We start from the raw sequence: 15,343 nt of genomic DNA, 5'->3' as shown, positions 1-15,343 counted from the left end.
TGTGGCGCGCGCAACCGGGCGGTGCAATTGCGGGCGAGACGGGCGCCGAGAGGGGACGCGGCAGCGTTTCAGGGGGGGCGGCCAGGGGGCGAACCCGGCCCCGACCTCACGCTAACCGATCGGCTATCCAGGCCTGTGCCGCGTCGAGATCGATGAATGGCGGGGGTTGCAGGCCGGAGAGCGGACCGAACCCGATTTCCAGACACCATCGTCCCGCGTCGTCCCCGTGCATGTCCGAGAGACGCACGAGGATCGCGAGCAGCAACCCTTCATCGAAGACCAGGCGGCCTTCCCGGTCCTGACAGCCCGTGGCGACCTGCACGGGCTGGAGGTGTAGATTCATATCGCACTCCCTCCTCCGAGGTGCAGATAGTTCGGCCTGAATTCCGCAAGGGCTTCGAGCCGCGCAAGGTCGAGAATCGTCAAGTGACGCCCCGATCGCTCGACCAGCCCCTGCAGCCGCAGGCTCGCAAGCGTGCGGTTCACGTGGACGATGGTGAGCCCGGCCGTGTCGGCCAGATCCGCCTGCGTGATCGGCAGGGCATAACCATCACCGATTGTCCGACCGACGGCGCGCAGCCGCAACAACATTTCGCACACCAAATGGGCGATGCGCTCCTCCGCCGTGCGGCGCCCGAGATTGACGACCCACTCGCGCAGGGTCGCTTCGTAAACGAGCGTGGCCAGCCGCAGGGCGTTCGCGATGCCGGTGTGATCCGCGAGGAGGGGGCGGATCGTGCCGAGGTCGATGCGAACCACCTTGCAGACCGACAAAGCGCCGATCGAATGATCCATCCGCTCCAGCAACGCCACGTCGAGGTCGCAATGATCGCCCGGAAGGAGGTAGGCCATGATCTGGCGCGCACCGTTCGCCCGCAGCTTGTAGCGGCAGGCGATGCCGTCCAGGATCAGGTAGACGCCGTCCGGCCTGTCTCCGATCCGGATGAGATCGGTTCCGGCCCCGACGATCTGTGGATGAGCGCAGATCCGTGTCAGGACCGATGTCTCTTCCTCGGATAGTTCGGCGAGGCTCTTGAGCTTCAGAATCAAGGGGTTCCGCGGGACGTCGTCATCGTCCGAATCGTCTTTGATGTGATCGTCGCGGTGCTCGTTGTGGCAGCCGTTCTTCTGCATTGCCTTTCACTCCCCTGTCAGATTGTTGAGTGAATCGAGTTGATTGGCCGTTGAGCTGCTCCATTGAACCGATACTGATCTCGTCGATCGGGAATTCATTATAGGATCGGTATTGTCCAGTTTCCAAATGCTGACGACTATGGAGCCTGCTGCCTCACGCACGGCCTCTCCGGCAGCCGGCGGGTGACCCGCTCGGCCCGGCGCAGGTCCGGTTGCGGTATCGTCCGACCGACCCTCCGCGCATCCGCCGCTTGACCTGACGCAGGATCGGGCGAGAAGCGCGAGGCTCATCACGATCCAGCAATCGAGAGACAGGTCATGGCCGAGACCGATCAGACCCGGGGCCATCGCTCCGGCGAGGTGCCCCCGCGCCTCGAAACGCGGGGCCTCGGTGTCGCCTTCGGCCGCAAGACCGCCCTCGACGACGTCTCGTTCTCGGTCCGGTCCGGCGAGATCATCGCGCTCCTCGGCGATTCCGGCTGTGGCAAGAGCACCCTGCTGCGGGCTGTGGCGGGCCTCGAACACCCCGGCACCGGGCATATCCTCCTCGACGGGCAGGCGATGAGCCCACGGGTGCCGCCTGAGGAGCGCGGCGTCGGCCTGATGTTCCAGGATTACGCCCTCTTCCCCCATCTCACCGTGATGCAGAATGTCCGTTTCGGGCTTCACCGGCTGGGCAGCGACGAGGCGGATTCCGTCGCGAAGGCGCGGCTCGAACAGGTCGGCCTCGCCGACCGGGCGTCGAGCTATCCCGGCACCCTGTCCGGCGGGGAGAGCCAGCGCGTCGCCCTCGCCCGCGCCCTGGCGCCCGGCCCGCGCGTGCTCCTGCTCGACGAGCCCTTCTCGAATCTCGACCGGCGCAACCGCGACAGAGTGCGGGCCGATACCGTCTCGGTCCTGCGCTCCACCGGCGCCACCGCGCTCCTCGTCACGCACGATCCGGAGGAGGCGCTGCTGGTGAGCGATCGGATCGTCCTGATGCGGGGCGGGCGCATCGTCCAGGTCGGCACCGGCGCGGACCTCTATCGCCGCCCCGTTTCGCGCTTTGCCGCGAGCTTCTTCGGGGATCTCATCACGTTTCCATCGCGCTGCACGGACGGCGTGGCCGCGACGCCGTTCGGGGCGTTCCCGGCGCCGGGCATAACGAACGGCGAGCCGGTCGTCGCCTGCGTCCGGCCGGAGACGATCGGTCTTTCCGGCCCCGGTTCGGGCCATCCGGCGCGCGTGATCCGGCGGCGCTTCCTCGGCGCCGTCGCGGAACTCACGCTGGCGGTGGAAGGGTTCGCCGACACCGTGCGGCTGACGGTCCCCGATGCGGTATCCGCGGGGGAGGGCGACGGCGTCGGCCTGCATCTCCCGGACGGCGCGGGCTTGGTCTTTGCCGCCGACTCGGATTAAACGAGGCTCTCCGTTCGTGCTTGCCGGCATTTGGAAGTATAGTTTTTAACTGTACTAAATCAAAGACATAAGTCTTGCTTTTCTCTCCCGGATGCCGCCCTGAACCGTTCGCCACGCAAATCGGATGGACGTCATGGTCGGTTGGGTCTCGAAATCTCTGCTCGGCGGTGCGGCGGCCTTCGCCTGGATCGCCGGTGCGGCGGCGGCCGAGGTCAACCTCTACACCACCCGTGAACCCGGCCTGATCAAGCCGCTGCTCGATGCCTACACCGCCAAGAGCGGCGTCACCGTCAACACGGTCTTCGTCGAAAAGGGGCTCGCCGAGCGTGTGGCCGCCGAGGGCGAGCGCTCGAAGGCGGACGTGCTCATGACCGTCGATATCGGCAACCTGATCGAGCTGGTCGATCGCGGCCTCGCGCAGCCGGTCCGCACCGAGGCCCTGGTCGCCGCTATCCCCGCGCCCCTGCGCGATGCCGACGGCCTCTGGTACGCCCTCTCCATGCGCGCCCGGATCGCCTATGCCGACAAGGACCTCGCCGAGACCGCCCTGACCTACGAGGATCTCGCCGATCCGAAATGGAAGGGCAAGCTCTGCCTGCGGGCCGGCCAGCATCCCTACAACACGGCGTTGATCGCCCATTACATCGTCAAGCACGGGCCGGATAAGGCGAAGGACTGGCTCACCGGGGTGAAGGCCAACCTCGCGCGCAAGCCCACCGGCGGCGACCGCGACGTCGCCCGCGACATCCTCGCCGGCACCTGCGCCGTCGGGCTCGGCAATTCCTACTATGTCGGCCTGATGCGCTCGGGCAAAGGCGGCCCGGACCAGCAGAAATGGGGCGACGGGATCAAGGTGGTGCTGCCGACCTTCGCCGGCGGCGGCACCCATGTGAACGTCTCCGGCGCCGTCGTCGCCAAATCGGCGCCGAACCGCGACGAAGCGGTCAAGCTCCTCGAATACCTCGTCTCCGACGAGGGCCAGGGCCTCTATGCGAAGGCCAATTTCGAGTATCCGGTGAAGGCCGGCGCGCCGATCGACCCGCTGCTCGTGGCGCTCGGCTCGCTGACCATCGACACGGTGCCGCTGGCCGAGATCGCCCGCAGCCGCAAGGCGGCGAGCCTGCTGGTGGATACGGTCGGCTTCGACAACTGACGCGCGACCGATGCCGGTCGCCATCGAGCTCGCCGAACCGCAGGCCGCGATCTCCTCACCGAACCCAGCGCCGCGCCCGCGGCTCGGCCCCCTCGCATGGGCGGCGGGGGCCATCGCCCTGGCCGCCGTGATTCTGAGCCCGGTGGCCTCCCTGGCGCTCACGGCGATGCAGGGCACGGGCGAGGTCTGGCCGCACCTGCTGGCGCATGTGCTGCCGCAGGCGACGACGACGACGACCCTGCTTCTCCTCGGCGTCGGCATCATCGTCGTCATGCTCGGGGCCGGCTCCGCCTGGCTCGTCGCGGCCTACGAGTTCCGGGGCCGGCGCCTTCTCGAGATCGGGCTGCTGCTGCCCCTGGCGGTGCCGACCTACATCGTCGCCTTCGCCTATCTCGACCTCCTGCATCCGATCGGCCCGGTCCAGAGCACCCTGCGCGATCTCCTCGGCTTCGCGCGGCCGAAGGACCTGTTGCTGCCCGAGATCCGCTCCCTGCCGGGCTGCATCCTGCTCCTCGGTTTCGTGCTCTATCCCTACGTCTACCTGCCGACGCGGGCGCTGTTCCTGATGCAGGCGGGCACGCTCATCGAGGCGGCGCGCATCCTCGGGCGTTCGCCCTCGGCGGTGTTCTTCAGGATCGCCCTGCCGCTGGCGCGCCCCGCCATCGCGCTCGGCACCAGCCTCGCCCTGATGGAGACGCTGAACGACATCGGCGCCGCGGAATTCCTCGGGGTGAGAACCCTCACGGTGCAGGTCTACGCCACCTGGATCAACCGCTCCGACCTGCCCGGCGCCGCCCAGATCGCCCTGGTGATGCTGGCAATGGTGCTCCTGCTCCTCGCGGCCGAGCGCTGGGGGCGGCGCGGGCGCGGCTATTCCGGCTCGGCCCAGCGCCCGCGCGGCATGGCCCGGCACGAACTGTCGGGCGCGGCGGCGATGGGAGCGCTCGGCCTCGGCCTCGTCCCCATCGCCATCGGCTTCCTGATCCCGGCGGCCTACCTCGTCCATTCGGCCATCGCCCGCGTCACCCGGCTCGGCTTCCCGAAGGACGTCATCGCCGAGGCGGGCAACACCCTGCTCTATGCCGGCCTCGCCACCTTGCTGGCCGCCGCCTGCGGGTTCCTCGTCGCCGCCGGCCCGCGCCTCGTCTCGCGCGGTCTCGGACAGGGGCTGATCCGCATCGCCGCCCTCGGCTATGCGCTGCCGGGCGCGATCCTGGCGATCGGCCTTCTCGGCCCCCTGGCCCTCGCCGACGGCGCCCTGTCCGGCGTCACCACGACGCTCTTCGGCGTCGCCCCCGCCATCGTCGGCGTCGGCGCGGGCGGCGCCCTCGTGGTCGCCTATCTGGTGCGGTTTCTCGCGGTCGGGGTCGGCGCCTGCGAGGCGGGCCTGTCCAAGGTGCCCGCATCCCTGGGGGAGGCCGGTCGCGTGCTCGGGCGCGGCCCCGTCGCCACGCTGATGCGCGTGCACCTGCCGATGGCGTGGCCGGCGGTGCTCAGCGGGGCGCTCCTCGTCTTCGTCGATTGCGTCAAGGAACTGCCGGCGACCCTGCTCCTGCGCCCCCTCAACGTCGAGACGCTGGCGACCCATCTCTACGGCGAGGCGGTGCGCGGCACCTACGAGGACGGCGCAGTCGCGGCCCTCCTCATCGTCCTCGTCGGTCTGATCCCGGTGGCGCTGCTGCTGCGGCTGGGTTCGCCGCCGGGCACGACAGGCCAGAACAGGTCTTGACGGGCGAGCGGGGCTCGCCCTAGAAGGCCCTCGGTCCGGGTGCGTAGCTCAGCGGGAGAGCATTCGCTTCACACGCGAAGGGTCACAGGTTCGATCCCTGTCGCGCCCACCATTCCCCTCAGACCGTCGCGGAAGCCGGGACGAGGGCATCGACCGCCTCCACCAGATCGTCGAAATGCTGGATCACCCGCGTCGGGCCGAGTTGCTCCACGGGCTGATCGGTATAGCCGAACGGCACCGCGATCACCGGAATCCCCGCTGCCTTGGCCGCGTCGATATCGGCACGGGAATCCCCGACCATGACGGCGCGGGAGACGTCGCCCTTCGCCTGCTCCACCGTCAGCGTGATATGGGCCGGGTTCGGCTTGTAGACCGGGAACGTGTCGCGGCCGCAGATGGCGGCGAAGCGTCCGGCGACGCCGAGTTCCTCCAGCAATTGCTTGGCATGAGCCTCGACCTTGTTGGTGCAGACCGCGAGGAGGAAGCCGCGCGCGCTCAGCGTATCGAGCGCCGCCTCGACGCCGGGGAACAGGTAGGAATGCTCGCTGAGATGCTGTCCGTAATGGTCGAGGAAGTCGACGAAGAGCGTCTGCAGGCGGGCGTCGTCGATGGGTTCTCCCGCAGCCTCGAAGCCGCGCTGGATCAGCGCCTTCGCGCCGGCGCCGATCATGTCGCGGGCCCGTTCGAGGGGCAGCGTCGGCAGGCCTTCGCGAGAGAGGATCGCGTTGAGGGTGCCGACGAGGTCGCCCGCGGTCTCGGCGAGGGTTCCGTCGAGATCGAACACGACGATGGGCGGCAGGCTTGGCATGGGGACTCGCAAGGTTGGTTGGGATGACGAGGCAGGCGGCATCGGACCCCGCGTCGCCGTCCTTCGGTGAAACTCCGATGCGAACACAAGGACTTACGTCATCGGCCCGGATCCGGTATCGGGTCCGAAGCTGTAGAATCCGCTGATGCTGCGATCAAGGCGGCCACGTGCGGGTCACGGTTGCGCCGCAAGGCCGCTATAGGGGAGCGGCATCGAGATTCCCCTGTCTTCATCCGGACACGAAGGCGACCATGCGTTCGACACTGCCGACCGATTCCGCATTCCCATCGCAAACTCCCGCCCCATCCGCCCGATCGGGCACAGGGCGCCGGAGCCTTGTCGGATGTCGGGCCGCGCTCACCCTGGCCCTGCTCGCCGGCACGGCCGGCGCTGCCGGTGCCGCGTCCTTCGAGTTCGTGCCCGCACCGCAGATCGACCTCAACCGGGTCTACCGCGTCGACAAGGTCACCGGCGAGGTCACGTCGTGCCAGTATGGACTGCGCGAAGGCGCGGTGGGCAGTGTCGGCCTCACCGTCTGCTACGGCTCGGGCGAGGGCGCCAGCGCCCAGGCGCCGTCGGAATACGGCCTCGTCGCGTCCCGGCACACCCGCGAGGCCGGGGTGTTCCGCGTCAATTACCGCACCGGCGAGATGAGCATCTGCTACGTCCAGCTCCAGAAGGAGGCGGTGGTCTGCACGGCGCAGGCGAACCCGGCCACCAGCGGCGCCGACGAAGCCGTGGCGACGGGGCAGGCGCCGGGCCGCGCGGGGCCGAGTGCCACGCCGCCGCAGAACACGCGCCCCTGACGGTCGCCGCCGATCGTCGCGCGTCATCGGCCCGGCCTGCGTTGGACGGCGTTGCCAGCCGTGCTAGGGCCTCCCGACTTTCAGCGGCACACGCTGCCGTAGCCCGAGAGCCCGACCATGCGCCTCGCCCCCTCCCTCCCTGCCGACGGGACACGACCGTGAGTGCTCCCGACCTGCGTCGCGCCGCTGCCGCCCGCGCCATCGATCTCGTCGAGGACGGGATGCGGCTCGGCATCGGGACCGGCAGTACCGCCAACGTGTTCGTGGAGCTCCTCGGCGCGCGGGTGCGAGACGGGCTCAAGGTGACGGGCGTCCCGACATCGGAAGCGACCCGGATCGCCGCCGAGCGCGTCGGCATTCCGCTGGCCACCCTCGAAGACCTTCCCGAACTCGACCTCACCATCGACGGCGCCGACGAGATCGACGCCCATATGCGCCTGGTCAAGGGCGGCGGCGGCGCGCTGCTCCGCGAGAAGATCGTGGCCTTTGCCAGCCGCCGCATGGTGGTGATCGCCGACGCGGCGAAATCCGTGACGACGCTCGGTGCGTTTCCCTTGCCGGTCGAGGTCAACCGGTTCGGTCTCGGCGCCACCCGCATCGCGTTGGCCCAAGCCATCGAGAGCGCCGGATGCGCGGGCGACCTCGTCCTGCGCGCCGGCCCTGGCGGTGCGCCCTTCGTGACGGATGGCGGCCATCTCATCCTCGACGCCCATCTGACGGCCATCGCCGATCCGGAGCGCCTGTCCGCCTCGCTCTGGGCGGTGCCGGGAGTGGTCGAGCACGGCCTGTTCCTGGGCCTCGCCACCGGCGCCATCCTCGCGGAGGCGCGCGATGGCCAAGCCCACGTCATCTGCCTCGGCGCCGTCTGAGCCGCCGCCAGACCTTTTCTCCGATCACGCCTCTTCTCCCATACCGACACGCCCTTCCGGAGCGCTCGCCATGTCCCGCCGCCCCCTCTTCTCCTCCCTTGCCGCCGTGATTCTCGCCGGGCTCTTCGCGGCCTCGGTTCCGACGGACGGCCACGCCCAGGCGCAGAAGCCGGCTGCACCGGCCAAGCCCGGCGCCAAGCCCGCTGCGCCGGCCCCCGTCACCCCCGCCGCTCAGCAGCCGACCTTCACGCCGAACCACCTGGCCCTCGCCCGTGAGGTCACCCTCGCTTCGGGCATCGCCCGCTCGTTCGACTCGATCCTTCCGGCCTTCGGCCAGCAGATCAAGCAGGCCGCCATCACCCGCCCGGACCTGACCAAGGATCTCGACGAGGTCCTGACCGGGCTGGCGCCGGAGATGGAACTCCAGAAGCAGATGATGATCGAGACGGCCGCCAAGATCTATGCGAGCCGGCTGTCCGAGGCGGAGCTCACCGAGATCGTCGCCTTCTTCCATTCGGCGGCGGGCAAGCGCTACGTCGAGACCCAGCCCCAGGTGCTCGACGAGATCGTCCAGGCCATGCAGAACTGGACCCAGGGCGTATCCGAATACATGATGGTCCGCGTGCGCGCCGAGATGGGCAAGCGCGGGCACGAGCTCCAGTAATCGCCGGCTCGTCCCCTTCCTGATGTCGGCGACCCTGCCTCGATCGGAGACGGCCGCGCGCCTGCGCGCCGCCGGTGCCGTCACGCTTGCCATCCTCCCCGTCGTGATGGCCCTGGCCAACCGGTCGAGCCCCGTCGTGGTCGGGCTCTGCGCCCTCCTGTTCCTCGCCGCCGGGCTGGTCGAGGATCGGCGCGGAACCGGGCGGCTGGTGCTGGCGCCACTCGCCACGCCCCTCGGCGTGGCCACGCTCGCTTTCCTCGGCTGGGCGATCGTCAGCATCGCCTGGGCTCCGTTCGCGGGATTGTCCTGGCGCAATGCCGGCGAGTTTCTGCCGAGCCTCGCCGCCGCCTATCTTCTCGCCCGCCTCGCGCCCGGCAACATGCCCGCCTTCGCGCCGAGGCTCGCCGCCTGGTCGATCGCGCTCGCCGGCCTCTACATCGTCGCGGCCCTGGCCGCCGACCTGCCGCTCCATCGGGCGATGGGGTCGCGGGTCGCGCTGTTCGTCCTCAACCGCCCGGTCCTGACGATTATGCCGATCGCGGGGCCGCTGGCCTATCTGCTCTACCGGCGCGGACATGGCATCGCCGCGCTGCTGGTGCTCGCGATCAGCGCCGCGGCGATCCTGCGGTCGATCAGCGGTGCCGCCGCCATGGGGCTCGCGGCCGGTGCCGGCATGGCACTCGTGGCGGTCCTGACCCCGAAGCGGGTGGGGCTCGGCATCGCCGGCGCGGCTCTCGCCCTGGCCTTCATCCTCGCGCCGGTGGAGGGCGACCTCCTCAACAAGGCGATGCCGGAGGCGATGCACGAGCGGCTGGTCCAGAGCAGTTCGCGCGCCCGCGTCGCCATCGCCCGCAGCTTCGGCGCGGCCGTGGCGCTCGATCCCTGGCGCGGAGCCGGGTTCGGCACGTCGGCGCGGTTCATCGAGACGCCCGTCGCGGCGCGGATCGAGCCGGACCTGCGGCCGATGCTGGCCGTGGGCCATCCCCACAACATCTTCCTGCAGATCTGGGCCGAGCTCGGCATCGTCGGCGCGGGCCTCGCCGGCGCGAGCCTGATGTTGATGCTGACGCGTCTCGCGGGCCTGCCACGCGGCGAGCGGGTGGTGGCGCTGAGCCTCGTCGGCTCCTGCGCGGCGGTGGCGTTCGTCGAGCACGGGGCCTGGCAGGGCTGGTGGATCGCGGCGCTCGGTGCCGCCATCGCCTGGGCCCGCGAGGCCGGGACATCGCCCCGCGAGGCCTGATGTCTCCGATCAGGGCCGCCCTTCCGGACCGATCTCAGGCGGCCTCGGCCTCGACCCGGTTCCGGCCGGCGGACTTGGCGCGGTAGAGGGCCAGATCGGCCCGTTTGAGCATGTCCGCCGGTCCCTTGTCGTCCGCATGGCGGCAGGCCACCCCGATCGAGACGGTGACGCGGACTTCCCGCGTCTCGCGCTGGATCAGGAACGGCACCGCCTCGATCCGTTCGCGGATGCGCTCGGCGATGAAATGGGCCGCATCCGGCTCCGCATCGGGCAGGATGATGACGACCTCCTCGCCGCCGTAGCGGGAGACGATGTCGACGTTGCGGGTATGCAGGCGGATGCGGCCGGCGAAGGCGCGGAGCACCTCGTCGCCGGCCTCGTGGCCGTAGGTGTCGTTGATCGACTTGAACCGGTCGATATCGAGCATCAGCGCCGAGACCGGGCGGTGGCGCAGGGCCGCGTCGCCGAACAGCACGGCGAGGTGGCTGTCGAGGTAGCGCCGGTTGTGGAGCCCGGTGAGGCCGTCGGTGACCGCCATCTCCATCGAGGCCTGGACGGCGCCGCGAAGGGTCTCCGAGAAGCGGCGGCGACGCACCTGGGTGCGGACGCGGGCGACGAGTTCGTTCCGGTCCACGGGGCGCATGAGATAGTCGTGCACACCGAATTCGAGGCCCCGGATCACCCGCGCCCGGTCGTGCTCCTCGGCGATCATCACCACCGGCATGTTGCGGGTGCGGTCGAGGGAGCGCAGCTGGCTGCACAGGCGCAGGCCGTCGAATCCCTGCAGGTCGAGGCTGACCAGGGCCAGCTCGAACTGCCCCTCGGTGGCGAGGACCAGGGCATCGTGCGGATCGGCGACGACCGTGACCTTGTGGTGGTGGCCGAGAGCCGCCGAGAGCCGCTCGGACGAGCTCTTCCGGTCCTCCACCAGCAGGATCGACGCGTTCTGGCCGTCCTCCGCCGTGGCGAGAGCGAGGGGATCGCCCATGCCGAACTCGCGCGAGGCCATCGCGCGGCTGCGAAGCTCGTCGGTGACGGCCTTCAGCCGGATGAGACTGCGCACGCGCGTGAACAGGGCGGTGTCGTCGACCGGCTTCGTCAGGAAGTCGTCGGCCCCGGCATCGAGGCCGCGCAGGCGATCCGCCGGCTGATCGAGCGCGGTGACCATGACCACCGGCAGGTGGGCGGTATCCGGATTGTTCTTGAGGCGGCGGCAGACTTCGAACCCGTCCATACCGGGCATCATCACGTCGAGCAGGACGAGGTCGCAGAGCCCCTTCTCGCAGATCGCGATGGCATCCGGCCCGTTCATGGCTGCGAGAACGTCGAAATACTCGAGCGACAGCTTGGTCTCGAGCAGCTTCACGTTCGGGAAGAGATCATCGACGATCAGGATTCTGGCCGACATCGTTCCTCGCAGACTAAAATGGGTTCGACGAGGCGAGCCTGCCGACGGTCGCAATCATGAACGGACACCGTCGCCGAGGTAGAGGCGGACGGTGGCGAGAAACTTGGCCACGGAAATCGGCTTCGAGAGATAGGCTTCGCAGCCGCCTTCGCGGATGCGCTCCTCGTCGCCCTTCATGGCGAAGGCGGTAATGGCGATGACGGGAATATGCTTGAGGTCGTCGTCTTCCTTCAGCCACTTCGTAACTTCGAGACCGGACACCTCGGGGAGCTGGATATCCATCAGGATCAGGTCGGGCCGGTGGGCGCGGGCGAGCTCGATCGCCTCGATGCCGTTGGCCGTCTTGAGCGTCGCGTAGCCGTGCCCTTCCAACAGATCGTTGAAGAGCTTCATGTTCAGTTCGTTGTCCTCAACGATGAGCACGGTCTTCGTCATGGCTCATTGTTCCCGGCAGGCTGGCGGCGCATTCTGGAAGGACCGACGTCCAGCTCCACAAGACCTTAAGTGATACATGTTGACGAAACGCAAACCTGACCGTCCAGACGACGCCGCGGAGCGTCTTGCCATCTCCGTGCTCGGATGGCTCGTGGAGGATACCGACAGGCTGCTTCCGTTCATGGCCGCCTCCGGCCTGACGCCGGACACGCTGAGGGAGAGTGCCAACGATCCGGCCTTCCTCTCGGCGGTCCTCGACCACGTCATGGGCGACGAGGCGGTGCTGGTCGCCTGCGCCAACGCCCTCGACGTCAAGCCCGAGCGCATCGCCGCCGCCTGGCGCCGACTCGGGCCGCCCGATCCCGACGCCGACTTCGCGTGACGCCGGTCTGCCGCGGCTGCCGGCGCATCCCGAAGGCGGGCGGCTGACCATCGCGCCGATGGATGGTGAGGCCTACTACGAGGGGTTCGAGACGTCCCGCCATCTCGCCCGCCTCTCGGGGCGGCATTCGGCATGCCGACCCATCGGTCAGGCTCCCCGCGATGCGGCGGGCCGCCCGCCGCTCGGTCGCGAGGGCAGACCTCGCTGCGTCACTGTCATCGCCGTCCGGTCCGAGCCGTCAGCCTCTCAGGGCTTGCACTCGGTCTCGGCTTTGGCGTCGGCTTTGGGAAGATCGAGCCGGCTGAGATCTCCGGCGATGGTGAAGTCGCCGTAGTTCAGGCTGAGGCCACCGCTCACGCCGTTTTCGTAGAGCAGGAAGGTCAGGACGTAGACCGGGGTGCGCTCGCCCTGGCCGGAGGTGAAGTAGCTCAACGTCACCGGCCAGCGCTTCATCGAGGCCATCTCGCCCTCCCGCAGCGGCTTGTCGCGGTCAGGGCCGTCGGAGCCCTTCGCCGGCTCGATGACGGTGATGGGCTTCCCGATCACGGCCAGCGTGTCGAAGATCTTGCGGCCGTCATCCGATCCGTCGAACACCTTGGCCGACATCGTCGTCTCGCCGGCCTGCGCCGCCTCGATCATGCGGCGCATATGGAAGGTCGGGAACAGCACCGGGCCGGTCTCGGTGTACTGGTCGCGCTTGGGCTCCTTCAGCTTCACCTTCAGGGACTCGGTGCCGCTCTCGGCCGTTCCATCCACCGCCGTGGACGGGCTGCCGTTCAGCATCGTGTTGGTCTTGAACCGGAAATTGTGGCCGTCGCCGCCCTCGAAAGTGGTGTTGCGCAGGTCGGAGAGGCGCTTGCCGGTCTCGCCGCTGTCGAGCTCGGTCACCTGCCGGGTCTGCATCGTGTAGCCCTTGCAGGCATCCCCGCTGAAATCGAGGACGATGCGCCCGCGCGCGCTCTCCACCGCCCGCGCGCCACGGCTCTCGACGAGCGACAGGTCGTAGACCGCGCGGTGGCTGGCCAGCCGCATCGGCGCCGCCTGGGCAACCGCCGTGGAAGCCGCGAGGATGCCGAAGGCGACGACGAGGGTGGAGTTTGGCAACCGCATGAGGTCTCCCGATGGACGCGCCGGACGAGGCGAACGGCGTGCCGATGCGCCGACACAGATAGGGGGTCGATGCCGGAGCGGCAACGGCGGCTGCGTCTTCCGGCTCCGGGATGCATGGCTGAGGAGGCGGGCGTGGAACCGAGCACCGCATCGCGACGCGCCGATCACGCTCCGCCGTAGCCCTCGTTCACCCGGAACCGGCCGTGCCGGATGAAGCGCAGCGAGGCGGTGATCGCGGTCCGGTTGAGGATCATCATGTCGTGGGTGGAGGGGACGGTGAGGTGATCGGCCATGCCCGCGACTCGCGTCCGCGCCACGCTGACGCGGCCGTCATTGGGACGCGGCAGGATGAGGAAGGATTCGATCAGCCAGATCGAGCGGGTCGCCGCGATGATCCCCAGCGGAAAGTCGACCTCGCCGAGGAGCGCGCGGAGTTCCTCCGTGCGGAAGGTGGTGAGCTGTGCTCCGGCCGGCCCGAAGAACAGCCGGTAGGGCAGCATCCGGTGGAGAAAGTTCGCGACCTCGCTGCCGCCATTCGGCGTGCCCAGCATGACCACGCGGCCGAGATTGTCCGGACGGTGCCGGGTGATGAGGCCGCGCGCCACGAGGCCGCCCATCGAATGGGTCACGAAATGCACGTGGCCGACGCGCGATGCGAAGGCCGCCACCTGCGGCGCCACGCCCTCGACGATGCTCTCGATGGTCGCCTTTCGCCCGGGGTAATCGATGTTGAGGGTCTGGAAGCCCTCGGCGCGAAAGGCGCGCTCCATCCGCCCGAGGGAGGCCGAGCGGCGCGCGATGCCGTGAAGGAACACGACGCCGTCCGTCCCTCGCGCATCCGTCTCTCGCGCATTCATACCGACGATCGTGACAGGCGAGGCCGTCATCGGGTTGCTCCGCGCAACGCATCACCCGAGGATGACCGGGCTGCGGGCGGGGTAATGCCGGCGACCGCCGCGACGCAAGGGACGAGACGCGCGATGCCGGCCACACTCTCGTGATCAGCGCTTCCGACGACCGCCGCATTCTCGCCGGGCATCTCGCGCTGTTCGTCGCGCTTTATGCCGGATACGGCGCCCTCTCGCCATTTTTGCCGCTGTTTCTCGATCGACGGGGCTTGTCCGCGCAGGAGATCGTCTGGCTGCTGGCGATGGCGACGCTGGTGCGGATGATCGCCGGGCCGCTGGCCGGACGGATCGCCGATGGACGAGGGCGCGTCCGCCCCATCCTGGCCGGTGCCGCCGCCCTGGCGGGCCTCGCCGCTATCGCCCATCTCGCCGTCTCTGGGTTCGCCGCCCTGCTCGTCGTCGGCCTCGCCTATGCCATGCTGACCGCGCCCCTGGCCCCATTCAGCGATGCCCTCGCCCTGTCCGCCTCGGAGAACGGCCGGCGCTTCGCCTATGGCTGGGTGAGGGGGGCCGGCTCGGCGGCCTTCATCCTCGCCACCAGCCTCGTCGGCTGGCTGGTGGCGGGTTTCGGCATCGGGGCCGCGATCTTCGTAGGGGGCGGGCTCTTCGCCGTCGCCGGCCTCGCCGCATGGGTCCTGCCGAACGGGACGGTGCCGTCGGCCGAGAATCCGACCCAGCGGCGCGGCGTCTCGGTGGTTCTGGCGAACCGACGGTTCCGGCGCGTCGTTCTGGCGGCCTCCCTGGTCATGGGCGCGCATGCCCTGCACGATGCCTTCGCGGTGATCCTGTGGAGCCGGAACGGCATCTCCGCCGGCATCGCCGGGCTGCTCTGGTCGGAGGCGGTGGCCGCCGAGATCCTCGTCTTCCTCGTCGCCGGGCCGTGGATTCTGGCGCGGCTGGAGCCGGGCCGGGCGATCGCGCTCGCCGCTGGTGCCGGGGCCCTGCGATGGGGTATCGCGGCCGAGAGCGTGACGCTCCCGGCGCTGGTGGCGATCCAGTGCCTGCACGGGCTGACCTTCGCGCTGCTCCATCTCGCCTGCCTGAAGGAGATCGCGCGTTGCGTGCCACCGGACCTCACCGCCACCGCGCTGACGCTCTACGGTCCCCTCGGCCTCGGCCTGTCCTCAGCCGTCTTCACCCTCGCCTCCGGCCCGCTCTTCGCCAGCTTCGGCGCCTCGGGATTCTGGGTGATGAGCGCGGCGAGCCTCGCCGCGGTGCCGCTGGCGATGGGATTGGCGCGTAACGATCCTTCGCACTCCGATGCCGGAGTACATAGATAGAACACGGTTCCGCTACAGA

Annotated in this window: 16 protein-coding genes and 1 tRNA gene; 10 read left to right on the top strand and 7 right to left on the bottom strand. The window is 69.4% G+C overall.

Going from position 1 to position 15,343, the window contains the following annotated elements; genetic code table 11:
* Positions 1 to 106: 106 nt before the first annotated feature.
* Together A3OK_RS0114260 and A3OK_RS0114255 are read right to left on the bottom strand one after the other, a co-directional pair.
* Entirely contained in the window at positions 107 to 343 is a 237-nt protein-coding gene (locus tag A3OK_RS0114260; RefSeq protein WP_019905564.1) for a hypothetical protein, read from the bottom strand.
* Positions 340 to 1,134, bottom strand: a complete 795-nt coding sequence (locus A3OK_RS0114255; RefSeq protein WP_019905563.1) for a Crp/Fnr family transcriptional regulator — start codon at positions 1,132 to 1,134, stop codon at positions 340 to 342. The genes A3OK_RS0114260 and A3OK_RS0114255 overlap by 4 nt, the downstream gene beginning before the upstream one ends.
* Positions 1,135 to 1,452: 318 nt before the next feature.
* On the opposite strand from A3OK_RS0114255, the gene A3OK_RS0114250 reads away from it, so the two are divergent.
* The 4 genes from A3OK_RS0114250 (at position 1,453) to A3OK_RS0114235 (ending at position 5,526) form a co-directional block, all read left to right on the top strand.
* Positions 1,453 to 2,532 (top strand): ABC transporter ATP-binding protein, encoded by a 1,080-nt coding sequence (locus A3OK_RS0114250; RefSeq protein WP_019905562.1) that lies wholly within the window; start codon positions 1,453 to 1,455, stop codon positions 2,530 to 2,532.
* 124 nt (positions 2,533 to 2,656) lie between these two features.
* The gene (locus A3OK_RS0114245; protein ID WP_019905561.1) at positions 2,657 to 3,685 is read left to right on the top strand and encodes an extracellular solute-binding protein; all 1,029 of its coding nucleotides are present in this window, start codon (positions 2,657 to 2,659) and stop codon (positions 3,683 to 3,685) included.
* 10 nt (positions 3,686 to 3,695) lie between these two features.
* Positions 3,696 to 5,414 (top strand): iron ABC transporter permease, encoded by a 1,719-nt coding sequence (locus A3OK_RS0114240; protein WP_019905560.1) that lies wholly within the window; start codon positions 3,696 to 3,698, stop codon positions 5,412 to 5,414.
* 37 nt (positions 5,415 to 5,451) lie between these two features.
* Positions 5,452 to 5,526 (top strand) — tRNA-Val (locus A3OK_RS0114235).
* Positions 5,527 to 5,532: 6 nt separating this feature from the next.
* On the opposite strand, the gene gph is transcribed toward A3OK_RS0114235, so the two are convergent.
* The gene (gph, locus tag A3OK_RS0114230; protein WP_019905559.1) at positions 5,533 to 6,222 is read right to left on the bottom strand and encodes a phosphoglycolate phosphatase; all 690 of its coding nucleotides are present in this window, start codon (positions 6,220 to 6,222) and stop codon (positions 5,533 to 5,535) included.
* Between the two features lie 251 nt (positions 6,223 to 6,473).
* On the opposite strand from gph, the gene A3OK_RS0114225 reads away from it, so the two are divergent.
* From A3OK_RS0114225 to A3OK_RS0114210, 4 genes are all read left to right on the top strand, one after another.
* On the top strand, positions 6,474 to 7,028 hold the full coding sequence (locus tag A3OK_RS0114225; protein WP_019905558.1) for a hypothetical protein: 555 nt from the start codon (positions 6,474 to 6,476) through the stop codon (positions 7,026 to 7,028).
* Between the two features lie 158 nt (positions 7,029 to 7,186).
* The gene (rpiA, locus tag A3OK_RS0114220) at positions 7,187 to 7,897 is read left to right on the top strand and encodes a ribose-5-phosphate isomerase RpiA (protein ID WP_019905557.1); all 711 of its coding nucleotides are present in this window, start codon (positions 7,187 to 7,189) and stop codon (positions 7,895 to 7,897) included.
* A 70-nt stretch (positions 7,898 to 7,967) separates the two neighbouring features.
* Positions 7,968 to 8,561, top strand: a complete 594-nt coding sequence (locus A3OK_RS0114215) for a DUF2059 domain-containing protein (RefSeq protein ID WP_019905556.1) — start codon at positions 7,968 to 7,970, stop codon at positions 8,559 to 8,561.
* Between the two features lie 22 nt (positions 8,562 to 8,583).
* Positions 8,584 to 9,801 (top strand): O-antigen ligase family protein, encoded by a 1,218-nt coding sequence (locus A3OK_RS0114210; RefSeq protein ID WP_019905555.1) that lies wholly within the window; start codon positions 8,584 to 8,586, stop codon positions 9,799 to 9,801.
* Between the two features lie 34 nt (positions 9,802 to 9,835).
* Here A3OK_RS0114210 and A3OK_RS0114205 read toward each other — a convergent pair whose 3' ends face one another.
* Positions 9,836 to 11,209, bottom strand: a complete 1,374-nt coding sequence (locus tag A3OK_RS0114205; protein ID WP_019905554.1) for a PleD family two-component system response regulator — start codon at positions 11,207 to 11,209, stop codon at positions 9,836 to 9,838.
* A 54-nt stretch (positions 11,210 to 11,263) separates the two neighbouring features.
* Positions 11,264 to 11,644 carry a response regulator gene (locus A3OK_RS0114200; protein ID WP_019905553.1) on the bottom strand — a complete coding sequence of 127 codons (381 nt, stop codon included), beginning with the start codon at positions 11,642 to 11,644 and terminating at the stop codon, positions 11,264 to 11,266.
* Between the two features lie 76 nt (positions 11,645 to 11,720).
* Between A3OK_RS0114200 and A3OK_RS0114195 the strand changes: the two genes are divergently transcribed.
* Positions 11,721 to 12,026, top strand: coding sequence for a DUF3572 domain-containing protein (locus A3OK_RS0114195; protein ID WP_019905552.1), 306 nt, complete (start codon positions 11,721 to 11,723; stop codon positions 12,024 to 12,026).
* Positions 12,027 to 12,272: 246 nt separating this feature from the next.
* Here A3OK_RS0114195 and A3OK_RS0114190 read toward each other — a convergent pair whose 3' ends face one another.
* Together A3OK_RS0114190 and A3OK_RS0114185 are read right to left on the bottom strand one after the other, a co-directional pair.
* Entirely contained in the window at positions 12,273 to 13,136 is an 864-nt protein-coding gene (locus A3OK_RS0114190; protein ID WP_019905551.1) for a cell envelope integrity EipB family protein, read from the bottom strand.
* 164 nt (positions 13,137 to 13,300) lie between these two features.
* Positions 13,301 to 14,023, bottom strand: a complete 723-nt coding sequence (locus A3OK_RS0114185; protein WP_019905550.1) for an alpha/beta fold hydrolase — start codon at positions 14,021 to 14,023, stop codon at positions 13,301 to 13,303.
* Between the two features lie 110 nt (positions 14,024 to 14,133).
* Between A3OK_RS0114185 and A3OK_RS0114180 the strand changes: the two genes are divergently transcribed.
* Complete coding sequence (locus tag A3OK_RS0114180; RefSeq protein ID WP_019905549.1) at positions 14,134 to 15,324, top strand: MFS transporter; 1,191 nt, start codon at positions 14,134 to 14,136, stop codon at positions 15,322 to 15,324.
* The last annotated feature ends 19 nt before the right edge of the window (positions 15,325 to 15,343 follow it).

This window comes from Methylobacterium sp. 77 (genome assembly GCF_000372825.1).
In the GTDB taxonomy this organism is placed as follows: Bacteria; Pseudomonadota; Alphaproteobacteria; order Rhizobiales; family Beijerinckiaceae; genus Methylobacterium.
The sequence above is the reverse complement of the archived record's forward strand: the minus strand, read 5'-3'. Positions and strand labels throughout refer to the sequence as shown.

Coding starts and splice junctions, on each gene's coding strand:
- A3OK_RS0114255 (WP_019905563.1), bottom strand. CDS start 1,134: ATGCAGAAGAACGGCTGCCACAACGAGCACCGCGACGATCACATCAAA.
- A3OK_RS0114260 (WP_019905564.1), bottom strand. CDS start 343: ATGAATCTACACCTCCAGCCCGTGCAGGTCGCCACGGGCTGTCAGGAC.
- A3OK_RS0114200 (WP_019905553.1), bottom strand. CDS start 11,644: ATGACGAAGACCGTGCTCATCGTTGAGGACAACGAACTGAACATGAAG.
- A3OK_RS0114225 (WP_019905558.1), top strand. CDS start 6,474: ATGCGTTCGACACTGCCGACCGATTCCGCATTCCCATCGCAAACTCCC.
- gph (WP_019905559.1), bottom strand. CDS start 6,222: ATGCCAAGCCTGCCGCCCATCGTCGTGTTCGATCTCGACGGAACCCTC.
- A3OK_RS0114195 (WP_019905552.1), top strand. CDS start 11,721: ATGTTGACGAAACGCAAACCTGACCGTCCAGACGACGCCGCGGAGCGT.
- A3OK_RS0114215 (WP_019905556.1), top strand. CDS start 7,968: ATGTCCCGCCGCCCCCTCTTCTCCTCCCTTGCCGCCGTGATTCTCGCC.
- A3OK_RS0114210 (WP_019905555.1), top strand. CDS start 8,584: ATGTCGGCGACCCTGCCTCGATCGGAGACGGCCGCGCGCCTGCGCGCC.
- A3OK_RS0114240 (WP_019905560.1), top strand. CDS start 3,696: ATGCCGGTCGCCATCGAGCTCGCCGAACCGCAGGCCGCGATCTCCTCA.
- A3OK_RS0114185 (WP_019905550.1), bottom strand. CDS start 14,023: ATGACGGCCTCGCCTGTCACGATCGTCGGTATGAATGCGCGAGAGACG.
- A3OK_RS0114250 (WP_019905562.1), top strand. CDS start 1,453: ATGGCCGAGACCGATCAGACCCGGGGCCATCGCTCCGGCGAGGTGCCC.
- A3OK_RS0114205 (WP_019905554.1), bottom strand. CDS start 11,209: ATGTCGGCCAGAATCCTGATCGTCGATGATCTCTTCCCGAACGTGAAG.
- A3OK_RS0114245 (WP_019905561.1), top strand. CDS start 2,657: ATGGACGTCATGGTCGGTTGGGTCTCGAAATCTCTGCTCGGCGGTGCG.
- A3OK_RS0114190 (WP_019905551.1), bottom strand. CDS start 13,136: ATGCGGTTGCCAAACTCCACCCTCGTCGTCGCCTTCGGCATCCTCGCG.